The sequence below is a fragment of the Achromobacter sp. HZ01 genome, assembly GCF_003267925.1.
Lineage (GTDB): Bacteria > Pseudomonadota > Gammaproteobacteria > Burkholderiales > Burkholderiaceae_B > Achromobacter > Achromobacter pulmonis_A.
On sequence record NZ_LWKV01000003.1, the window covers coordinates 697,332 to 712,138 of the forward strand.

Sequence of the window (14,807 nt, forward strand, 5' to 3'; positions counted from 1 at the left end):
AACCGGGATGACCGCCATGACCCTGCCGCCGTTTCAATTGCGCCGCAACGCCTTCGGGCGCCTGGAGTTCCAGTCCGCCGAGGGCGAGGTCCACGAGGGCGTCATCCCGGTGCGCGCCTTCCCGATCAGCGAGGCCGGCCGCGGCCTGTCGCTGGTGACCGGCGAAGGCCGCGAACTGCTCTGGATCGAACAGCTGTCCGACCTGCCCGCCTCCGCGCGCGCGTTGGTCGAAGAAGAGTTGCAGCGCCGGGAATTCATGCCCGAGATCCGCAAGCTGGCCAGCGTGTCCAGCTTCGCCACGCCCAGCGTCTGGAAGGTCGAAACCGACCGCGGGCCGACCTCGTTCACGCTGCGCGGCGAAGAGGACATCCGGCGCCTGAGCCCGCAGACCCTGCTGATCGCCGACAGCCACGGCATCTTCTATCTGGTGCGCGACATCCAGTCGCTGGACAAGCACAGCCGCAAGCTGCTGGACCGGTTTCTGTAGGATGGGTGCAGCGCGAGAATTCTTGAGCAAGAACTCCAACATCCAACGCGCGAAACCCATCAAGCGGCGCAGCCGCCGCCTTTCGCGGCAGACGCAAATACCGGCTGCCACCGGCCGATGGGTTACGCGCGTTCGATGATTGGGTTCTTGCCCAGGAACTGCCGCGCTGCACCCATCCTACGTGCCTTGGCCTGCACGCCTGCGTCCGCGCCGACGTGGGCGTGTAGGATGGGTGCAGCGCGAGAGCCCTTAAGCAAGAACACCGATCGCGAGCGCGCGAAACCCATCAGGCGGCGCAGCCGCCGCCTTTCGTGGCAAGAGCCAAGCGCCGGCTCCCGCCACGCCATCCACCTCAACCCACCCGCTTGAACGGCGTGTGCGTTTCCAGTTCTCCAAGATAATCCGCCACCGCAACCGTCTCTTCGTCCAGAAAGCCCCGTATCGCGTCGGCGAAGCCGGGGTGGGCGACCCAGTGGGCCGACCAGGTGGGGGTCGGCAGCAGGCCGCGGGCCATCTTGTGCTCGCCCTGCGCGCCGCCCTCGAAGCGGGCGATGCCGTTCGCGATGCAATAGGCGATCGACTGCATGTAGCAGGTCTCGAAATGTAGCCCCGGCACGTACTCGGTCGCGCCCCAGTAGCGGCCGTAGAGCGCGTCGCCGCCGGCCAGGTTGAGCGCGGCCGCCACCGGTACGCCGTCGCGTTGGGCCAGGATCAGCACGAAGGCCTCGGGCTGTTCGCGATGCGCGCGTTCGAAGAATTCGCGGCTCAGGTAGGGCGGGTTGCCGTGGCTGAAGTAGGTGCGGCAGTAGCACTCGTAGAAAAAGCCGAGTTCGGCCGCGCCGATCTGCTCGCCGCGCAGCCAGCGGTAGTCCAGGCCGGCGGCGGCGACCTTCTTGCGGTCCTGCCGGATCTTCTTGCGCTTGTCGTGGCTCATCGCGGCCAGGAAGGCCTCGAAGTCCGCATAGCCCGGGTTGGTCCAGTGGAACTGCACGCTTTCGCGCACCATGAAGCCGGCCGCGCGCAGCGCGCGCAGGTCGGCGTCGTCCGGAAACAGCAGGTGCAGCGAGGACACGCCGATTTCTTCGGCGAAGGCGACCAGCCCGCGCACCAGCGTGTCGCGGTCCTCGTCGGTGCGCGCCAGCAGCCGCGGGCCGGTCACGGGCGTGAACGGAACGGCCGACAGCAGCTTGGGGTAGTAGCGCATGCCGTGGCGCTGGAAGGCGTCGGCCCAGGCGTAGTCGAACACGTACTCGCCGCGGGAATGCGATTTGAGGTAGAGCGGCGCGGCCGCGGCCAGCGCGTCGTCCCGCCACAGCGCCAGGTAGTGGGGCGCCCAGCCGGTTTGGGGCGCGGCGCAGCCGGTCTCGTGCAGCGCGTGCAGGAAGGCGTGGCGCAGGAAGGGCTGGTCGCCCGCCAGGGCATCCCACTGTCCGGCGTCGATGCGGGCCAGGTCGGTTTCTATGGTCAGGCGCAGGGAATCCATAGGCGGATGATAAAGTCTCCGTGCTTGCACGGCGTTGAAGCCGTGGCGTTTTTTGGCGAGGCGCCGTTTTCCGGCGCGGGATGGAGTATGGATATCAAGACGGCGCCGCCGGCTGGCGGCAATGGGCGCGATTGCCTGCGCGGACAGGCCCTGGCGGCGCTGGCCGCCACGGCGTGGCAGGACAAGCTGGCCGCGGTGCGCGCCATTTCGGACGCCGCAACGCTGGACTGCGACGCGGTGTTCACGCCCGACGCCGCGCTGCCGGGCCGCCCGGCGCGGCCGCCGCTGGTTGCGCCGTCCGAAGTCCGGCAGCGTTCCATGGCCACGCAGGAAGGGCGCGCGGCGCTGCTGCACGCCCTGGCCCATATCGAGTTCAATGCGATCAACCTGGCGCTGGACATCATGTGGCGCTTCGAAGGCATGCCCGAGGCCTTCTATCGCGACTGGCTGCGCGTGGCGCGCGAAGAGGCGTATCACTTCGATCTGCTCAGGCAGCGCCTGGAGGCCCTGGGCCACGCCTACGGCGATTTCCCCGCCCACAACGGCCTGTGGGAAATGGCGGAGCGCACGCGCGACGATCTGCTGGCGCGCCTGGCGCTGGTGCCGCGCACGCTGGAGGCGCGCGGCCTGGACGCCTCGCCGCTGATCCGCGACAAGCTGGCCGGGGCCGGCGACCGCGAAAGCGCGGCCATCGTCGACATCATCCTGGCCGACGAGATCGGCCACGTCGCCATCGGCAACGCCTGGTACAAGCGCCTGTGCGAACAATCGGGCCTGGACCCCGTCGCCTGTTACGCGGAACTGGCCAGGCGCCACGGCGCGCCGCGCCTGCGCGGGCCGTTCAACCTGGAGGCGCGCCGCGCCGCCGGCTTCGACGACGCCGAGCTCGCGGCGCTGCAGGAGGGCTGAACCCATGCGCAAGCGTATCCCTGCCCACGCCTTGCTGGCCTGCGCCGCGCTGGCGCTGCCGGCTTTCGCGGCCCAGGCCGCCGAGCCCTTCGCGGCCTGCCTGGCGCAGCTGCGCGGGCCGGCCCTCAAGGCCGGCGTGTCGGGCGCGACCTTCGACACCCATACCGCGGGCCTGGCGCCCGACATGGCGGTGATCGGCCTGCTCGACGCGCAGCCCGAATTCAAAACGCCCATCTGGGACTACATGGCCGGACTGGTCGACGACGAACGCGTGGCCGACGGCCAGGCGGCGATGGCGCGCTGGCAGGCCGAGCTGCAGCGGGCCGCCTCGCGCTATGGCGTGGACCCGGCCACCGTGGCCGCCGTCTGGGGCGTGGAAAGCAATTACGGCCGCACGCTGGGCGGACGGCCGCTGCTGGTCTCGCTGTCGACGCTGTCCTGCTTCGGCCGCCGCCAGGCCTATTTCCGCGGCGAGTTCTATGCCACCCTGAAAATCATCCAGGACGAGGGCATGGCGCCGGAACGCCTGACGGGGTCCTGGGCCGGCGCGTTCGGCCAGACCCAGTTCATGCCGTCCACCTACCTGCGGCTGGCGGTGGATTTCGACGGCGACGGCCGCCGCGACCTGGTCGACAGCGTGCCGGACGCGCTGGCCTCGACCGCCAATTTCCTCAAGCGCGCGGGCTGGAACCCGGCCCTGGACTGGGGCTACGAGGTCCGGCTGCCCGCCGGCCTGGACGCCGGCGTGTCCGGCCGCAAGAACAAGCGCCCGATGTCCTATTGGGCGCAGCGCGGCGTGGCGCGCGCGGACGGCCGGCCCTTGCCGGCGGGCGACGCGCCGGCCGGCCTGCTGCTGCCGGCGGGACGCAACGGTCCGGCCTTTCTGGTCACGCGCAATTTCGACGCCCTGTATTCCTACAACGCCGCCGAAAGCTACGCGCTCGCCATTGCCCATTTGTCGGACCGGCTGCGCGGCGGCGGGCCGCTGGTCCAGGCCTGGCCGACCGACGACCCGGGCCTGTCGCGGGCCCAGCGCCGCGAACTGCAGCGCCTGCTGATCGCGCGGGGCCATGACGTGGGCGAGCCCGACGGCATGATAGGCGCGCGCACCCGGGCCGCCTTGCAGGCGGCGCAGCGCGAGCTGGGCCTGCCCGCGGACGGGCGCGCCGGCCTGAAGTCGCTGCAGGCGCTGCGGGCGGGCCAGCCCAAGGCGGTCGACTGAAACGGCCGGCAACGACAAGCTTTGCAAAGATCTGCAACCGCGAGCGCCGGATGACGCCCGCCGCGCCGGACTCGGGCCTATACTGGTTTTCCGATTTTTCTGGAGCACGATGATGAGCCTATTGGATACCTTGGCCTCGATGGCCGGCGGCAATCAGCAAGGGGGCTCGGCGTCGCTGTTGCCCGCGCTGATCGAGCAGTTGAACAACTACCCGGGCGGACTGGCGGGACTGATCGCCGCCTTCCAGAAGGGCGGCCTGAGCGAGATCGTTTCCTCCTGGGTAAGCACCGGCCAGAACCTGCCGGTCAGCGCCGACCAGCTGGGCTCGGTGCTGGACCCCGGCGTGGTCAATGAGCTGGCCGCCAAGACCGGCCAGGACACGAATTCGGTGCTGGGCTCGCTGGCCTCGCTGCTGCCGCAGCTGGTGGACCAGGCCACGCCCGACGGCGCGGTGCCGGCCAGCCCGCAGTTCAACCCGGCCGACCTGCTGGCCTCGCTGTCGGGCATGTTCGGCAACCGCGCGGGCTGATTCCCATCGCCCGGCAGTCCCAGCCCGCATCTTCCGGCCGGCGGCGCCTGTTGTGCGGCCTGGGCCTGGCGGCGGCCGCCGCCGGCCTGCCCGCATGCGCGCCCGCCTGGTCGCCGCAAAGCACGTTCTGGCAGTTGTGGCCCAGCCACCTGGACCTGGCGCCGCAGGCATGGCGCGAACGCATCGCCGCCATGCACGGGCTGGGTTTCCGCGAGATCGTCATCCAATGGGTGGGCGCCAGCGGCGGACCCCGGCCGTGGCAGCTGCCGGCCGCCACGCTGGGGCTGATCTTCGACGAGGCCGAGCGCCTGGGCATGGGCCTGCAGCTGGGCCTGCCCTACGACGAGCGCTGGTGGCGGCAGCTGGGCGATCCCGACGACGCGGCGCTGGCCGCATTCCTGCAGGCGGCGGGCGCGGCCGCGCTGGACTATGCCGGCTCCTCGCCCTGGCCGCGGCGCGCGGCGTTTCGCGGCTGGTACATCCCTTACGAAATCGAGCAGCACAGCTGGGCCGCGCCACAGCGCCGCCAGCGCCTGCGCGAATGGCTGGCCGGCCTGTGCGCGCCGCTGGCGCAGCAGGCCGGCGCGGCCCTGCCGATCTCCACCTATCACAGCAAGCTGCCCGGGCCGTTGAGCCTGGCTGACCTGTGGAGCGAGCTGCTGGACGCGGCGCCGCTGCATCCCATGCTGCAGGACGGCGTGGGCGTGGCGGGCATGGCCGCCTACGATGCGCTGGAGCCGCTGCACCGCATGCTGCTGGCGCGGCGCGCGCCGTTCGACCTGATCGTGGAACTGTTCGAGGAACTGCCCTCGGAACGGCAGGACGGCACCACCTTCCGCGCGCGCTCGGCCGACGCCGCGCGCGTCCGCAGGCAGCTGCGCATCGCGCGCGGCTATCGCGCGCAGCGCGTGGCCGCCTTCGCCGCCGATCCCTGGCTCATCGGACCCACGCCCGAGGCCGAGCGCCTCAGGCGGCAATGGCCGCCGTAGCGCCGCGGCGCGTCAATACGACAGCGTCATGTTCATGAACCAGCCCTTGGCGCGGTCGCTCGCGCCGCCGCCGATGCTGGCCCGGTACTGCACGCCCAGGTCCAGGTAGGAGCGGGGCGCGTTGTAGTGGTCTTCGCGGAACCAGTAGCGCACGTTGAAGCCCGGGCCCACGCCCAGCGACCAGGAACTGTCGTGATTGGACAGGACCACGGACTGGCTGCCATAGAGCGGCATGTCGTCCAGTTTGGCTACGTCTTTCTGCCACAGCCAGTCCGCGCCCACCACCGCGTAGGGGAACAGCACCAGCTTGTCGCTGATGGCGGTCGCGCGGAAGCTTCGGCCCACGCGCAGCTCGCCGGACAGGAAAGCCTGCTCGCGCTTGAGGCGGCCGGAGGCGCTGCCCAGTTCCTGCTGGCGGTTGCCGCGCGAGTCCACCGAATAGGCGGTATAGCGCGCGCTGTTGTCGTCCCAGGCATAGCCGGCCTGCGCGTAGCCCTCGATGGTGAGCCAGCTGGGCGTGTCCACGCGCAGTTCGCGGCCCCGGTAATAGCCATAGGTGACGTAGGTCATCCATCCGCCGGCGTTGCCGTTGAGCTTGTAGCGCGCCACCGCGCTCTGGTCGTCCAGGCCGGGGTATTGCTGGTGGAAGGCCTTTTGCGCATTGCACTGGACCGAGCTGGATTCGGGATAGGCATAGCCCTGGCGCGTGGCCGAGCCCAGGTAGAAGCGGCGTTCGATGCCGAAGGTCACGCCGGTGTCGGCCAGCAGGTAGCGCAGGCCCAGCGCGCCGATGGTGCTGGGGATGCCCGAGGCCGTGCGGTTGTCGCGGAAGCGCTCCTCGTCGTCGCGTTCGTCCGGCGTGCGCTCGCCGGTGCAGGGGTCGACGTTCTGGCGCGATTCGTAGGTGCTGCCGCTGTCGTGCAGCGTGTTGGAGCTGCGCGCATAGGCTTCCAGCATGCCCCAGCGGTTGTTCAGTTCGGGCGGGCGCCAGAAGATCTCGGCGGTGCTGAACACCACGTCGCCGGGCGTGTTGATGGCGGCCCCGCCCAGGCTGGAGCTGGCCGGCCGCGCGCCGCGGTACGAGGCCGAGAACGACGCGCCCCATTCGCGCGACAGGTTGGCGATGGCGCTGCGCGTGTTGTAGCGCTCCAGCGGGTTCAGCCCCAGCTGGCCGGCGTCGTCCTGGTCTATCGCCTGCTTGAGGGTATCGGTGGCGGCGCGGTTGTCTCCCATCGCCGATTGCGCATAGGCCTGGTCCAGAATGAGGCGGGGCGGGGCCTTGCCGGTGGCGCGCGCGGCGGCGAAATCGTCCGCCGCGCCGGCCGGCTGGCCCAGGCGCTGGCGCACGTAGCCGCGTTGCGCCAGCAGTTCGGCCGAATCCGGCTGGCGGGCGATCTCGTCGTCCAGCCGGGCGCGCGCCTCGGCGGCCTGGGCCGGATTGCCCGCGGCCAGCGTGGTCGTCAGCAGACGGGCGTAATCCGGATTGCCGGGCGCCTGCGCCACGGCCTCGCGGGCCTGCGCGATGGCCTGCTGGTATTCGCCGCGGTCGTAGGCGGCATAGGCGCCGGCGGCGGCCTCGCTGCCCGGGGCGGGAGCCGGCGGCATCCGGCTGGCGGCGATCTGCCGCTGCAAGTCCTGCTTGCGCGCGCGCAGCGCGGCCTTGTTGGGCGCGCCCAGCGCCAGCGCGCTGTCGACGGCGCGGCCGGCGGCTTCGAACTGCTGCTGCGCGCCCAGCGATTCCACCCACAGCAACGCCCATTCTCCTTGCGACGGCACGGCGCGGAAGGCGCGCTCGGCGCCGGCGGCAGCCGCGGCGTAATCGTGGCGCGCATAGTCCGCGTAGGCGCGCGCGGCCACGGGATAGGCGCGCTGGTAGGCGGTCCTGGGGGCGGGGCGGGCGGCGGTCCTGGGCGCCGGTTGCGCGGGCTGCTGCGCGGATTGCGGCGCGGGCGTGCGCACGGCGGCGGCCGGCGCGGCCCGCAGGCCGGCCAGGGCCTGGCGCAGTTCGGGCGTGCCCAGGCCGTCGGCGATCGCGCGGTCGGCGGCGCGCGCCGCCTCCTGGCGCTTGCCCTGTTTCTCCAGCGCGTAGACCAGGAGCAGCCGCAGCCGCGCCACGTCGGGCCGCAGCCGGATGGCGTTCTCCGCCATGACCTGGGCGGTTTCGTAGTGGCCGGCGTCGTACTGTTTGTAGGCCTGGTCGGCGAGCTGGTAGGCGTCGCCGTCGAGCGGCCGTTCGGCGGCGCCGGCCGCCGCCGCGCACGTCAGCAGGGCGGCGATCGCCAGCGAGCGGGAAAGAATAGTCATGGCGAAGACGGCTTGTGGGAGGGCGGGTCGGCCGAGGCGCCTTGCTGGAACGAGAGCGCTTCGTGCAAGGTATGCGGGTCCAGCGAGCCCTGTTCCATCAGGATCTCCCCGAGCGGGCGTTTCTCGCGCGACTGGATCTCCAGCGCGCGTTCCAGCGCGGCGTGGTCGATGGCCTGCCACGACAGCAGCAGGTCGCCCAGGCGCTGGCGCTGCTGGCTCAGCTGGTCGGTGGACGGGAAGTCGTGCATGGTCTTGTCCCACGCCAGGCGCTTGCCGGTGATCAGATGGCCGATGAACAGCCGCCACGCGCGTGCCGCCGCCATGGCGTTGATGAAGTTGCCCACGATCATCCGCGGCATGGAAAGCAGGGCGTGCTCCCAGCCGTACATGCGGTTGACGAAATAGGCACGCTGCACGACCCGCAGCAGCAGTGCGACGGCGTTGACCCACATCAGCGTGACCAGCCAGCCGTCCGGCCGGAAGTACGAGGGGTAATACACCGTCCACCAGCCGTAGCGGTCGGCCAGGTAGAACAGGAAGAAATTGGCCAGCAGCAGGTAGGCCAGGATCGCGATGAACGAGGTGACCAGCCCCTTGCGGTCGCGAAACAGCAGGTACTTGGTGGCCAGCGTGCCGGTCCAGCCCACCTGCTGCCAGCCCTGCAGTCCGATGCCCAGCGTCCAGCGCGCCTTCTGCCGGTAGGCGGTGCGGAAGGTGTTGGGGAAATACTCGCGCACGCCCAGCGGCATCGAGATGGCCGAGACTTTCTCGGGGCCCAGGCCGAACCACGAGCGCCGGCGGGCGACGTACTCCACTTCGAACTTGCCGAAAATCTGGCGCATGCCGCGCTGCGCCAGGCGCGCGCCGATGTCGTAGTCCTCGGTCAGCGTGTCGGTGTTGAAGGGCTGGTTCTGGGTTTCCGCCGCCAGTTCGGTCAGGGCCCGGCGCGAAAAGCAGGTGCCCACGCCGGCCGAGGGCACCATCTTCGACAGGCTTTCGCGCACCACCAGGTCCTTGGTGTGCCATTCCGCGAATTCGTCCATGTAGGTGCCGGCGACCAGCTCGTACCAGTGCCGTTCCAGCGAGGTGACCGGCAGTTGGATGAAGTCGATGCGCGGCAGCAGGTAGTTGTAGTACTTCAGTTCCAGCGGGTGCAGCACGTCCTCGCTGTCGTGCAGGATCACGCCGGCGAAGGGCACAGGCTGGCGGCCGTCCTGCGCGAAGATCGCCTGCACGATCCAGTTCAGGCAGTCGGCCTTGCAGGTCGGGCCGTCGTGCGGCACTTCCACCCGTATCAGCTGGCGGTAGCGGCGCCGCATGCGCTCGACTTCCTTGATGGTGCGCTCGTCGTTCTGGTAAGTGCCGGCGAAGATCATGTAGTTCTTGTATTCCAGCGTGGAAACCATGGTCTCCAGCATGGACGCGATCACGTCGTACTCCAGCCATGCCGGCACCATGATGGCCAGCGGCTGCTCGGGCTTGGCGCGCAGCTGTTCGGCGGTCAGCGGCGCGTAGCGGCGCTTGACCGTCAGCGCGCGGCGCGCCTGCCGCAGCCAGTACCAGGCGTCGATGAACAGGTCGTCCAGGCTCGACAGCAGGATGATCACGCCGACCGCCGCGGTCACGATTTCCAGGCCGCGGTAGTAGTCGGCGATGAGGTAGGGCCAGTAAAGCGAGGACATGGCGCCGCCTCCGGATTACTTGGGGCCCTTGTTCCTGCGATTGATCCGCATCGCGGCGATCAGGATCAGCAGCAGCACCAGCAGCCCGACGCTCAGCGCCGGCACGCCCCACGACAGATAGCGGCGCCATTCGAAGAACGCGCTGTCGCCCGCGCCCGGCGCCTGGCCGGCGCCGGGATTGGCGCTGTCGATCCAGGCCAGCGGGCCGGCTGCGCCGATGATGGCGATGTCGCCGCGGTTGAGCACGAAAGGCGTGTCCAGGCCCGGCTCCTGGCCCAGCGCGTGCCACAGCACGCCGTCCTGGCCGCCCGCGCTCACGACCTCGGCGGTGCTGAGCTTGTCCAGGCCCGAGATGTCCAGCCAGGTCGCGCGCTTGCCGGCGACCGTGAGCTGCTTGCGGTCGGCGACCTTGACCTGCGGCTGGGCGCCGTCCAGCGCCACTTCCATCGCCACGAAGGGACGCCCCGGCCTGGCGGCCTGGCCGGCCGGCGCGACCGACAGCGCCGCGCGCGAGGCCGACAGCCCGCTGGCCGCGGCGATGCCGATCACGCGCTTGAGGCTCGCGGGGGCGTCGGCCAGATAGGCGTCGGGCACGATCAGTTCGGGATGGCCCGCCAGCAGCGGCAGCAGGCCGATGAAGCTGCCGTCGGGCCGGGCGCGGCCGGGCTTCACATGGCTGGTGGGCAGCACGTTGACGGGATAGCCCTGCGGCGTCTCGTTGCAGTCCACCGAGACAGGCTGGCGCTGGAACGTCACGCGCACGGTGTTGGTCACGCCCAGCGCATAGCCGGGCACGCGCGCCGTCAGGCGTTCGGGCTTGCCGTCGGCGTCCATCTGCCTGGCGCCCAGCAGGATGCCGTTCCAGAACACCGAGGCCACCGGCCGGGTGGACGAAGCGCCGGGCGCGGCGGCCAGGTCCAGCACCAGTTCTTCGGGCATGCCGCCGTCGGCCGACACGGCGGCCAGCGGAAAGCTGAGGTTCCAGTCTCCGCGCGCCACCACGTCGAAGCTGGCCGACGAGCCGCCCAGCGTGCTCAGACGCAGGCCGCCGTGGTCCAGCGCCTGCGGCGGGGTGGCCGCCTGCACCTGGACCTGGCGGGTCACCAGGATGCGGCGCCAGGCGTTATCGAACGCGCCCGCGCCTTGTGCGCCGGCATCGGCGGCCACCGCGATGGCGGGCTGGCGTCCCAGCGGCAGCACGCGGATCTCGCGGGATTGCAGCGCCTGGTCGGCCAGCGGCATGCGCCGCGCGCGCCACGTCTTGTAGGCCTGGGCCGCGTCGGCGTCCGAGTCGAACTGCGCCTGCAAGGCGTCGAGCGCCTCTTTGTAGCGGGCGCGCAAGGCGGCGTCGGCGATCACCACGTCGCCGCTGACCGCGGGCGCGCCCATCACCAGCAGCGCGCCGATTTCGGCGGGGTTGGCGAGCTTGTGCTTGTCGCCGCCGGCCAGCGCGGCGAAGGCCGCGAGCTGCCCCAGCCCGGCCGGGACCTGCAGGCCGCGCGTGTCGACCTCGTCTCCCACGGACGGGAAGCCGCGGACCGCCACGCGCTTGCCGCTGCGTTCCATCGCCACGCCCAGGCGCCAGGCGCTGTCGAACGCCTGCTGCTCCAGCCGCGCGCCCGACACCATCAGCACCGGCCGGGCGGGCAGCATGCCCCAGGCTTCGTCCAGGCTGTCGATGGCCGAAGCGTCGTAGCGGTAGCTCAGCCGCGTGCGCGGCGAGATCGTCAGGGCATTGGCGGTGGCGCGGTTGCTCTCGCACTGGCGCAGGCCGATGTCCGATTGCCAGTCCACGCTCAACCGCAGAAAGCCGGTCTCGCGGCTGCGGCGCTCCACCTTCAGGCTGCGCGCGGCCGAGCCTTCCCCGTCGGCGATGCGCTGCGCGGTCTGCGGCACGCCGTCCACCCACAACACCATGCTGGCGCGGCCCGGCTCGCCCTTGGCGTAGCGCGCGTCGAATTCGAGCGCGGCGTCGGCGATGGGCGCGCTGCGCGGCACCGGCAGATAGAACTCCTGGCGCGCGTCGCTGTTGCTGAGCACCACCGGCTCGCGTATGCCCAGATCCTCCAGGCTGACCTCCCGCGCGACCCAGTCGTCGGTCTGGCGCCGCAAGGCGTCGCCGGCGGGACTGGCCAGGGCGCCCAGGGGAAGCAGCAGCCCGGCGGCCATCAGGGCGCGGCGGAGAAGGCGGGCGGAGGAGTGCGGGGCGTGAGACATGAGGGCTCCGGGCAGGGGAGGTATCGCGGGAACAGGGACTAGCCGGCGGCCGGGCCGTAGGGATCGAATTCGGCGACGGCGCGGCCGCACAGCGCATCGACGATGCGCCGGCTCGCGCGGCCGTCGCCATAGGGATTGATGCGGCGCGAGTAGGCCGCGTGCAGCTCGGGATCGTCGAGCAGCCGGCTCACTTCGGCGAGGATGCGCTGCGTGTCGGTGCCGACCAGCGCCACCGTGCCCGCGCGCACCGCTTCCGGACGTTCGGTGACCTCGCGCATCACCAGCACCGGCTTGCCCAGGTAGGGCGCCTCTTCCTGCACGCCGCCGGAATCGGTCAGGATCAGATAGGCGCGCTGCATGAACCACACGAAATCCAGGTAGTCCAGCGGTTCGATCAGATGCACGTTCCCCAGGCCGCCGAGTTCTTTCATGACCACGTTGCGCACCTGCGGATTCAGGTGCACCGGATAGACGATCTGCAGGTCGTCGCGCCGCGCCAATCCCGCCAGCGCCGCGCAGATGTTGCGAAAGCCCTCGCCGAAGCTCTCGCGCCGATGGCCGGTGACCAGCAATAGGCGGCGCGACGGGTCGAGCCAGGCGTAGCGCGCGGCCAGCTCGCGCGCCAGCGGCCCGGGCGCGGCCAGCTTGGCGCAGGTCGCGGCCAGCGCGTCGATGACGGTATTGCCGGTCACGGTGATCCGCCCCGCCAGGTTTTCGCGCAGCAGATTGCCGCGCGATTCGGCGGTGGGGGCGAACAGCCAGTCGCCGACCGCGTCGACCACGCGCCGGTTCATTTCCTCGGGGAAGGGCAGCGCCAGGTTGCCGGTGCGCAGGCCCGCTTCGACGTGGCCGATGCGCGCGCGCCGGTGGAAGGCGGCCAGCGCGCAGGCCGAGGCCGTGCTGGTGTCGCCATGGACCAGCACGCAGTCCGGCCGTTCGGCCTCGAGCACGCCGTCGACGCGGCTGATCAGGCGCGCATACAGTCCGTTGAGCGTCTGGTTCGGCACCATGATGTCCAGGTCGTGCTGCGCATGCAGCTCGAACAGCGCCAGCACCTGGTCCAGCATCTCGCGGTGCTGGCCGGTCACGCAGACGACGCTGTCGATCCGGGGTTCGCTTTGCAGCGCCGCGACCAGCGGCGCCATCTTGATCGCCTCGGGGCGCGTGCCGAATATGGACAGGACTTTCATCGCGGGCGGCCCCCCATCCGGTGGCATTTACTCGCGAGAATTATCGATTGAAAGCATTGGTAATACGTGACGGAATATTTCCTTTCGATAAACACGCAAGGAAATATGTCGTCACATTCGCGATGCCGCCGGGCGGCGAACGGGGGATGGCACGAGGGAACAGGGCGATCCTCGCACGGGAAAGCGCGTCCGCCGGGGCACTACCGCCTGTTACGTTGTCGTCCGTCCGCAACAGCCGCGAGGCGCGGCCGGCTCACGATGCGCGCCACAGCGTGACGCGATTACGCCCGTCCTGCTTGGATGCATACAGCGCCTGGTCGGCGCGTTCGATCACGGCCTGCGGCGCGGCGCCGTCGCGGGGCCACAGGGCCACGCCGATCGACACGGTCACCGCGCCCACGCCTTCGGGCATGGGCCGGGCGGCGACCGCGGCGCGCAGGCGTTCGGCGACTTCCGCGGCCTGTTCGGGCCGGTCGGTGGGCAGCAGGGCGATGAACTCTTCGCCGCCGGTGCGAAACGGCCGGTCAGGGCCGCGCAGTCCCTCGCGCATCGCCTGCGCCAGCGCGATCAGCACCTGGTCGCCGACCGCGTGGCCATGGGTGTCGTTGATGCGCTTGAAGTGATCCAGGTCCAGCGCGATGACGGCGAACGGCTCCTGCTTGTCCTCGTAGTCCGCCAGCGCCTCGTCCAGCGCGCGGCGGTTCATCAGGCCGGTCATCGGGTCGGTCAGGGTTTCGCGGTTGAGGCGACCCACCTCGCGCCGGTGCTGGGCCAGCGTGGTCTTGACGGCTTCGCGCAGCGTGTCGGCTTCGGCGTACCAGGCCGGCAGCCGGTCCAGGTCGCGGCCCGCGTCCTGGCCGCGCACCAGCGCGCGGCTCAGGCGCGACAGCGGCGACGCCACCGCGTAGGCCAGCGCGCACACCAGCGCCAGCGTCAGCACGAAGGCCGGCACCGCGAAGCGCAACGATTCCGCCAGCAGGGCGCGCAGCGGCGAAAGCACGTGGTCCAGCGTGCGCTGCGTGACGATGGCCCAGCGTCCTTGCGCCAGCGGCGCGTAGCCGGTCAGCACCGTCTCGCCGGCCGCGTCCTGCAGCGGCGCGGCGCCGGCCTCGCGTATGGGCGCCAGCCGGGCCAGCACCAGCGCGCTGCGGGCGCTTTGACGGCGATACAGCACGTCGCCCGCCTGGTTGACCAGGAACACCGAGGTGCCGTCGGCCGGCACCTGGCCGCTGATCACGCGGTCCATGCCGCTGCCTGCGTCGAGCGCCACCGCCATGGCCACATAGCCGGCCGCGCCGCCGCCGCGCATCACCGGCTCCACCACGACCAGCGCCGCGCCGGCCGGACGCAGCCATATCCATTGGCCCGCGCGCAATTCGTCCACGCCCAGCTCGGCCAGGCGCCGCACGCCGCCGGCGGTGCCGTCGATGACGCGGCCTTCGGCGTCGGCCAGCCAGACCGCGTGCACGGCGTCGGCCTGGCTGGCCAGGCGCTGCAGTTCGGCGCGCGCGGCGGGCGCATCGTTTTCCAGAAGCGCTAGCTGGCGCGCGCCCGCGCGCAGCTGCAGATGCACGGCGTCGACATAGACGTCGATGACCTGCGCGAGCTTTTCGGCATAGACGCGGTTGGACGCCAGCGAGTTCGCCAGCACCTGCGCCTTCTGCACCTGGTACCCGGAATACAGCGCGTTGCCGAAGCCCACGCACACGCCCAGGACCGCCAGCAAGGTGAGCACGGCCAGCAGGCCGATCTTGCGCTTGCCGCCGGATGCCGCGCCACGCCGTTCGATCATCGT

General features: G+C 70.9%; 11 protein-coding genes. 5 read left to right on the forward strand and 6 right to left on the reverse strand.

All coding sequences use genetic code 11. The features are described from left to right. Positions 1–16 precede the first annotated feature (16 nt). Positions 17–487, forward strand: coding sequence for a DUF1854 domain-containing protein (locus tag A6B37_RS19270; RefSeq protein ID WP_111826700.1), 471 nt, complete (start codon positions 17–19; stop codon positions 485–487). A gap of 352 nt (positions 488–839) precedes the next feature. On the opposite strand, the gene A6B37_RS19280 is transcribed toward A6B37_RS19270, so the two are convergent. Beyond that, positions 840–1,970, reverse strand: coding sequence for a GNAT family N-acetyltransferase (locus A6B37_RS19280; RefSeq protein WP_111826643.1), 1,131 nt, complete (start codon positions 1,968–1,970; stop codon positions 840–842). Between the two features lie 87 nt (positions 1,971–2,057). Between A6B37_RS19280 and A6B37_RS19285 the strand changes: the two genes are divergently transcribed. The 4 genes from A6B37_RS19285 (at position 2,058) to A6B37_RS19300 (ending at position 5,619) form a co-directional block, all read left to right on the forward strand. Next, a complete protein-coding gene (locus tag A6B37_RS19285; protein WP_111826644.1) occupies positions 2,058–2,879 on the forward strand; it encodes a ferritin-like domain-containing protein in 822 nt (273 codons plus the stop codon). A gap of 4 nt (positions 2,880–2,883) precedes the next feature. Further along, entirely contained in the window at positions 2,884–4,101 is a 1,218-nt protein-coding gene (locus A6B37_RS19290; RefSeq protein WP_111826645.1) for a lytic murein transglycosylase, read from the forward strand. A 112-nt stretch (positions 4,102–4,213) separates the two neighbouring features. Continuing rightward, positions 4,214–4,630, forward strand: a complete 417-nt coding sequence (locus A6B37_RS19295; RefSeq protein ID WP_111826646.1) for a YidB family protein — start codon at positions 4,214–4,216, stop codon at positions 4,628–4,630. Positions 4,631–4,680: 50 nt separating this feature from the next. Continuing rightward, complete coding sequence (locus A6B37_RS19300; RefSeq protein WP_246842515.1) at positions 4,681–5,619, forward strand: DUF4434 domain-containing protein; 939 nt, start codon at positions 4,681–4,683, stop codon at positions 5,617–5,619. A 12-nt stretch (positions 5,620–5,631) separates the two neighbouring features. Here A6B37_RS19300 and A6B37_RS19305 read toward each other — a convergent pair whose 3' ends face one another. The 5 genes from A6B37_RS19305 to A6B37_RS19325 form a co-directional block, all read right to left on the reverse strand. After that, positions 5,632–7,923 (reverse strand): hypothetical protein, encoded by a 2,292-nt coding sequence (locus A6B37_RS19305; protein WP_111826648.1) that lies wholly within the window; start codon positions 7,921–7,923, stop codon positions 5,632–5,634. Beyond that, the gene (locus A6B37_RS19310) at positions 7,920–9,605 is read right to left on the reverse strand and encodes a glycosyl transferase family protein (RefSeq protein ID WP_111826649.1); all 1,686 of its coding nucleotides are present in this window, start codon (positions 9,603–9,605) and stop codon (positions 7,920–7,922) included. Before A6B37_RS19310 ends, A6B37_RS19305 begins: the two co-directional genes overlap by 4 nt. A 15-nt stretch (positions 9,606–9,620) precedes the next feature. Beyond that, positions 9,621–11,822, reverse strand: a complete 2,202-nt coding sequence (locus A6B37_RS19315; RefSeq protein ID WP_111826650.1) for a cellulose biosynthesis cyclic di-GMP-binding regulatory protein BcsB — start codon at positions 11,820–11,822, stop codon at positions 9,621–9,623. Between the two features lie 38 nt (positions 11,823–11,860). After that, entirely contained in the window at positions 11,861–13,012 is a 1,152-nt protein-coding gene (gene wecB, locus A6B37_RS19320; RefSeq protein ID WP_111826651.1) for a UDP-N-acetylglucosamine 2-epimerase (non-hydrolyzing), read from the reverse strand. 253 nt (positions 13,013–13,265) lie between these two features. Beyond that, positions 13,266–14,804, reverse strand: coding sequence for a sensor domain-containing diguanylate cyclase (locus A6B37_RS19325; protein ID WP_111826652.1), 1,539 nt, complete (start codon positions 14,802–14,804; stop codon positions 13,266–13,268). Positions 14,805–14,807 lie beyond the last annotated feature (3 nt).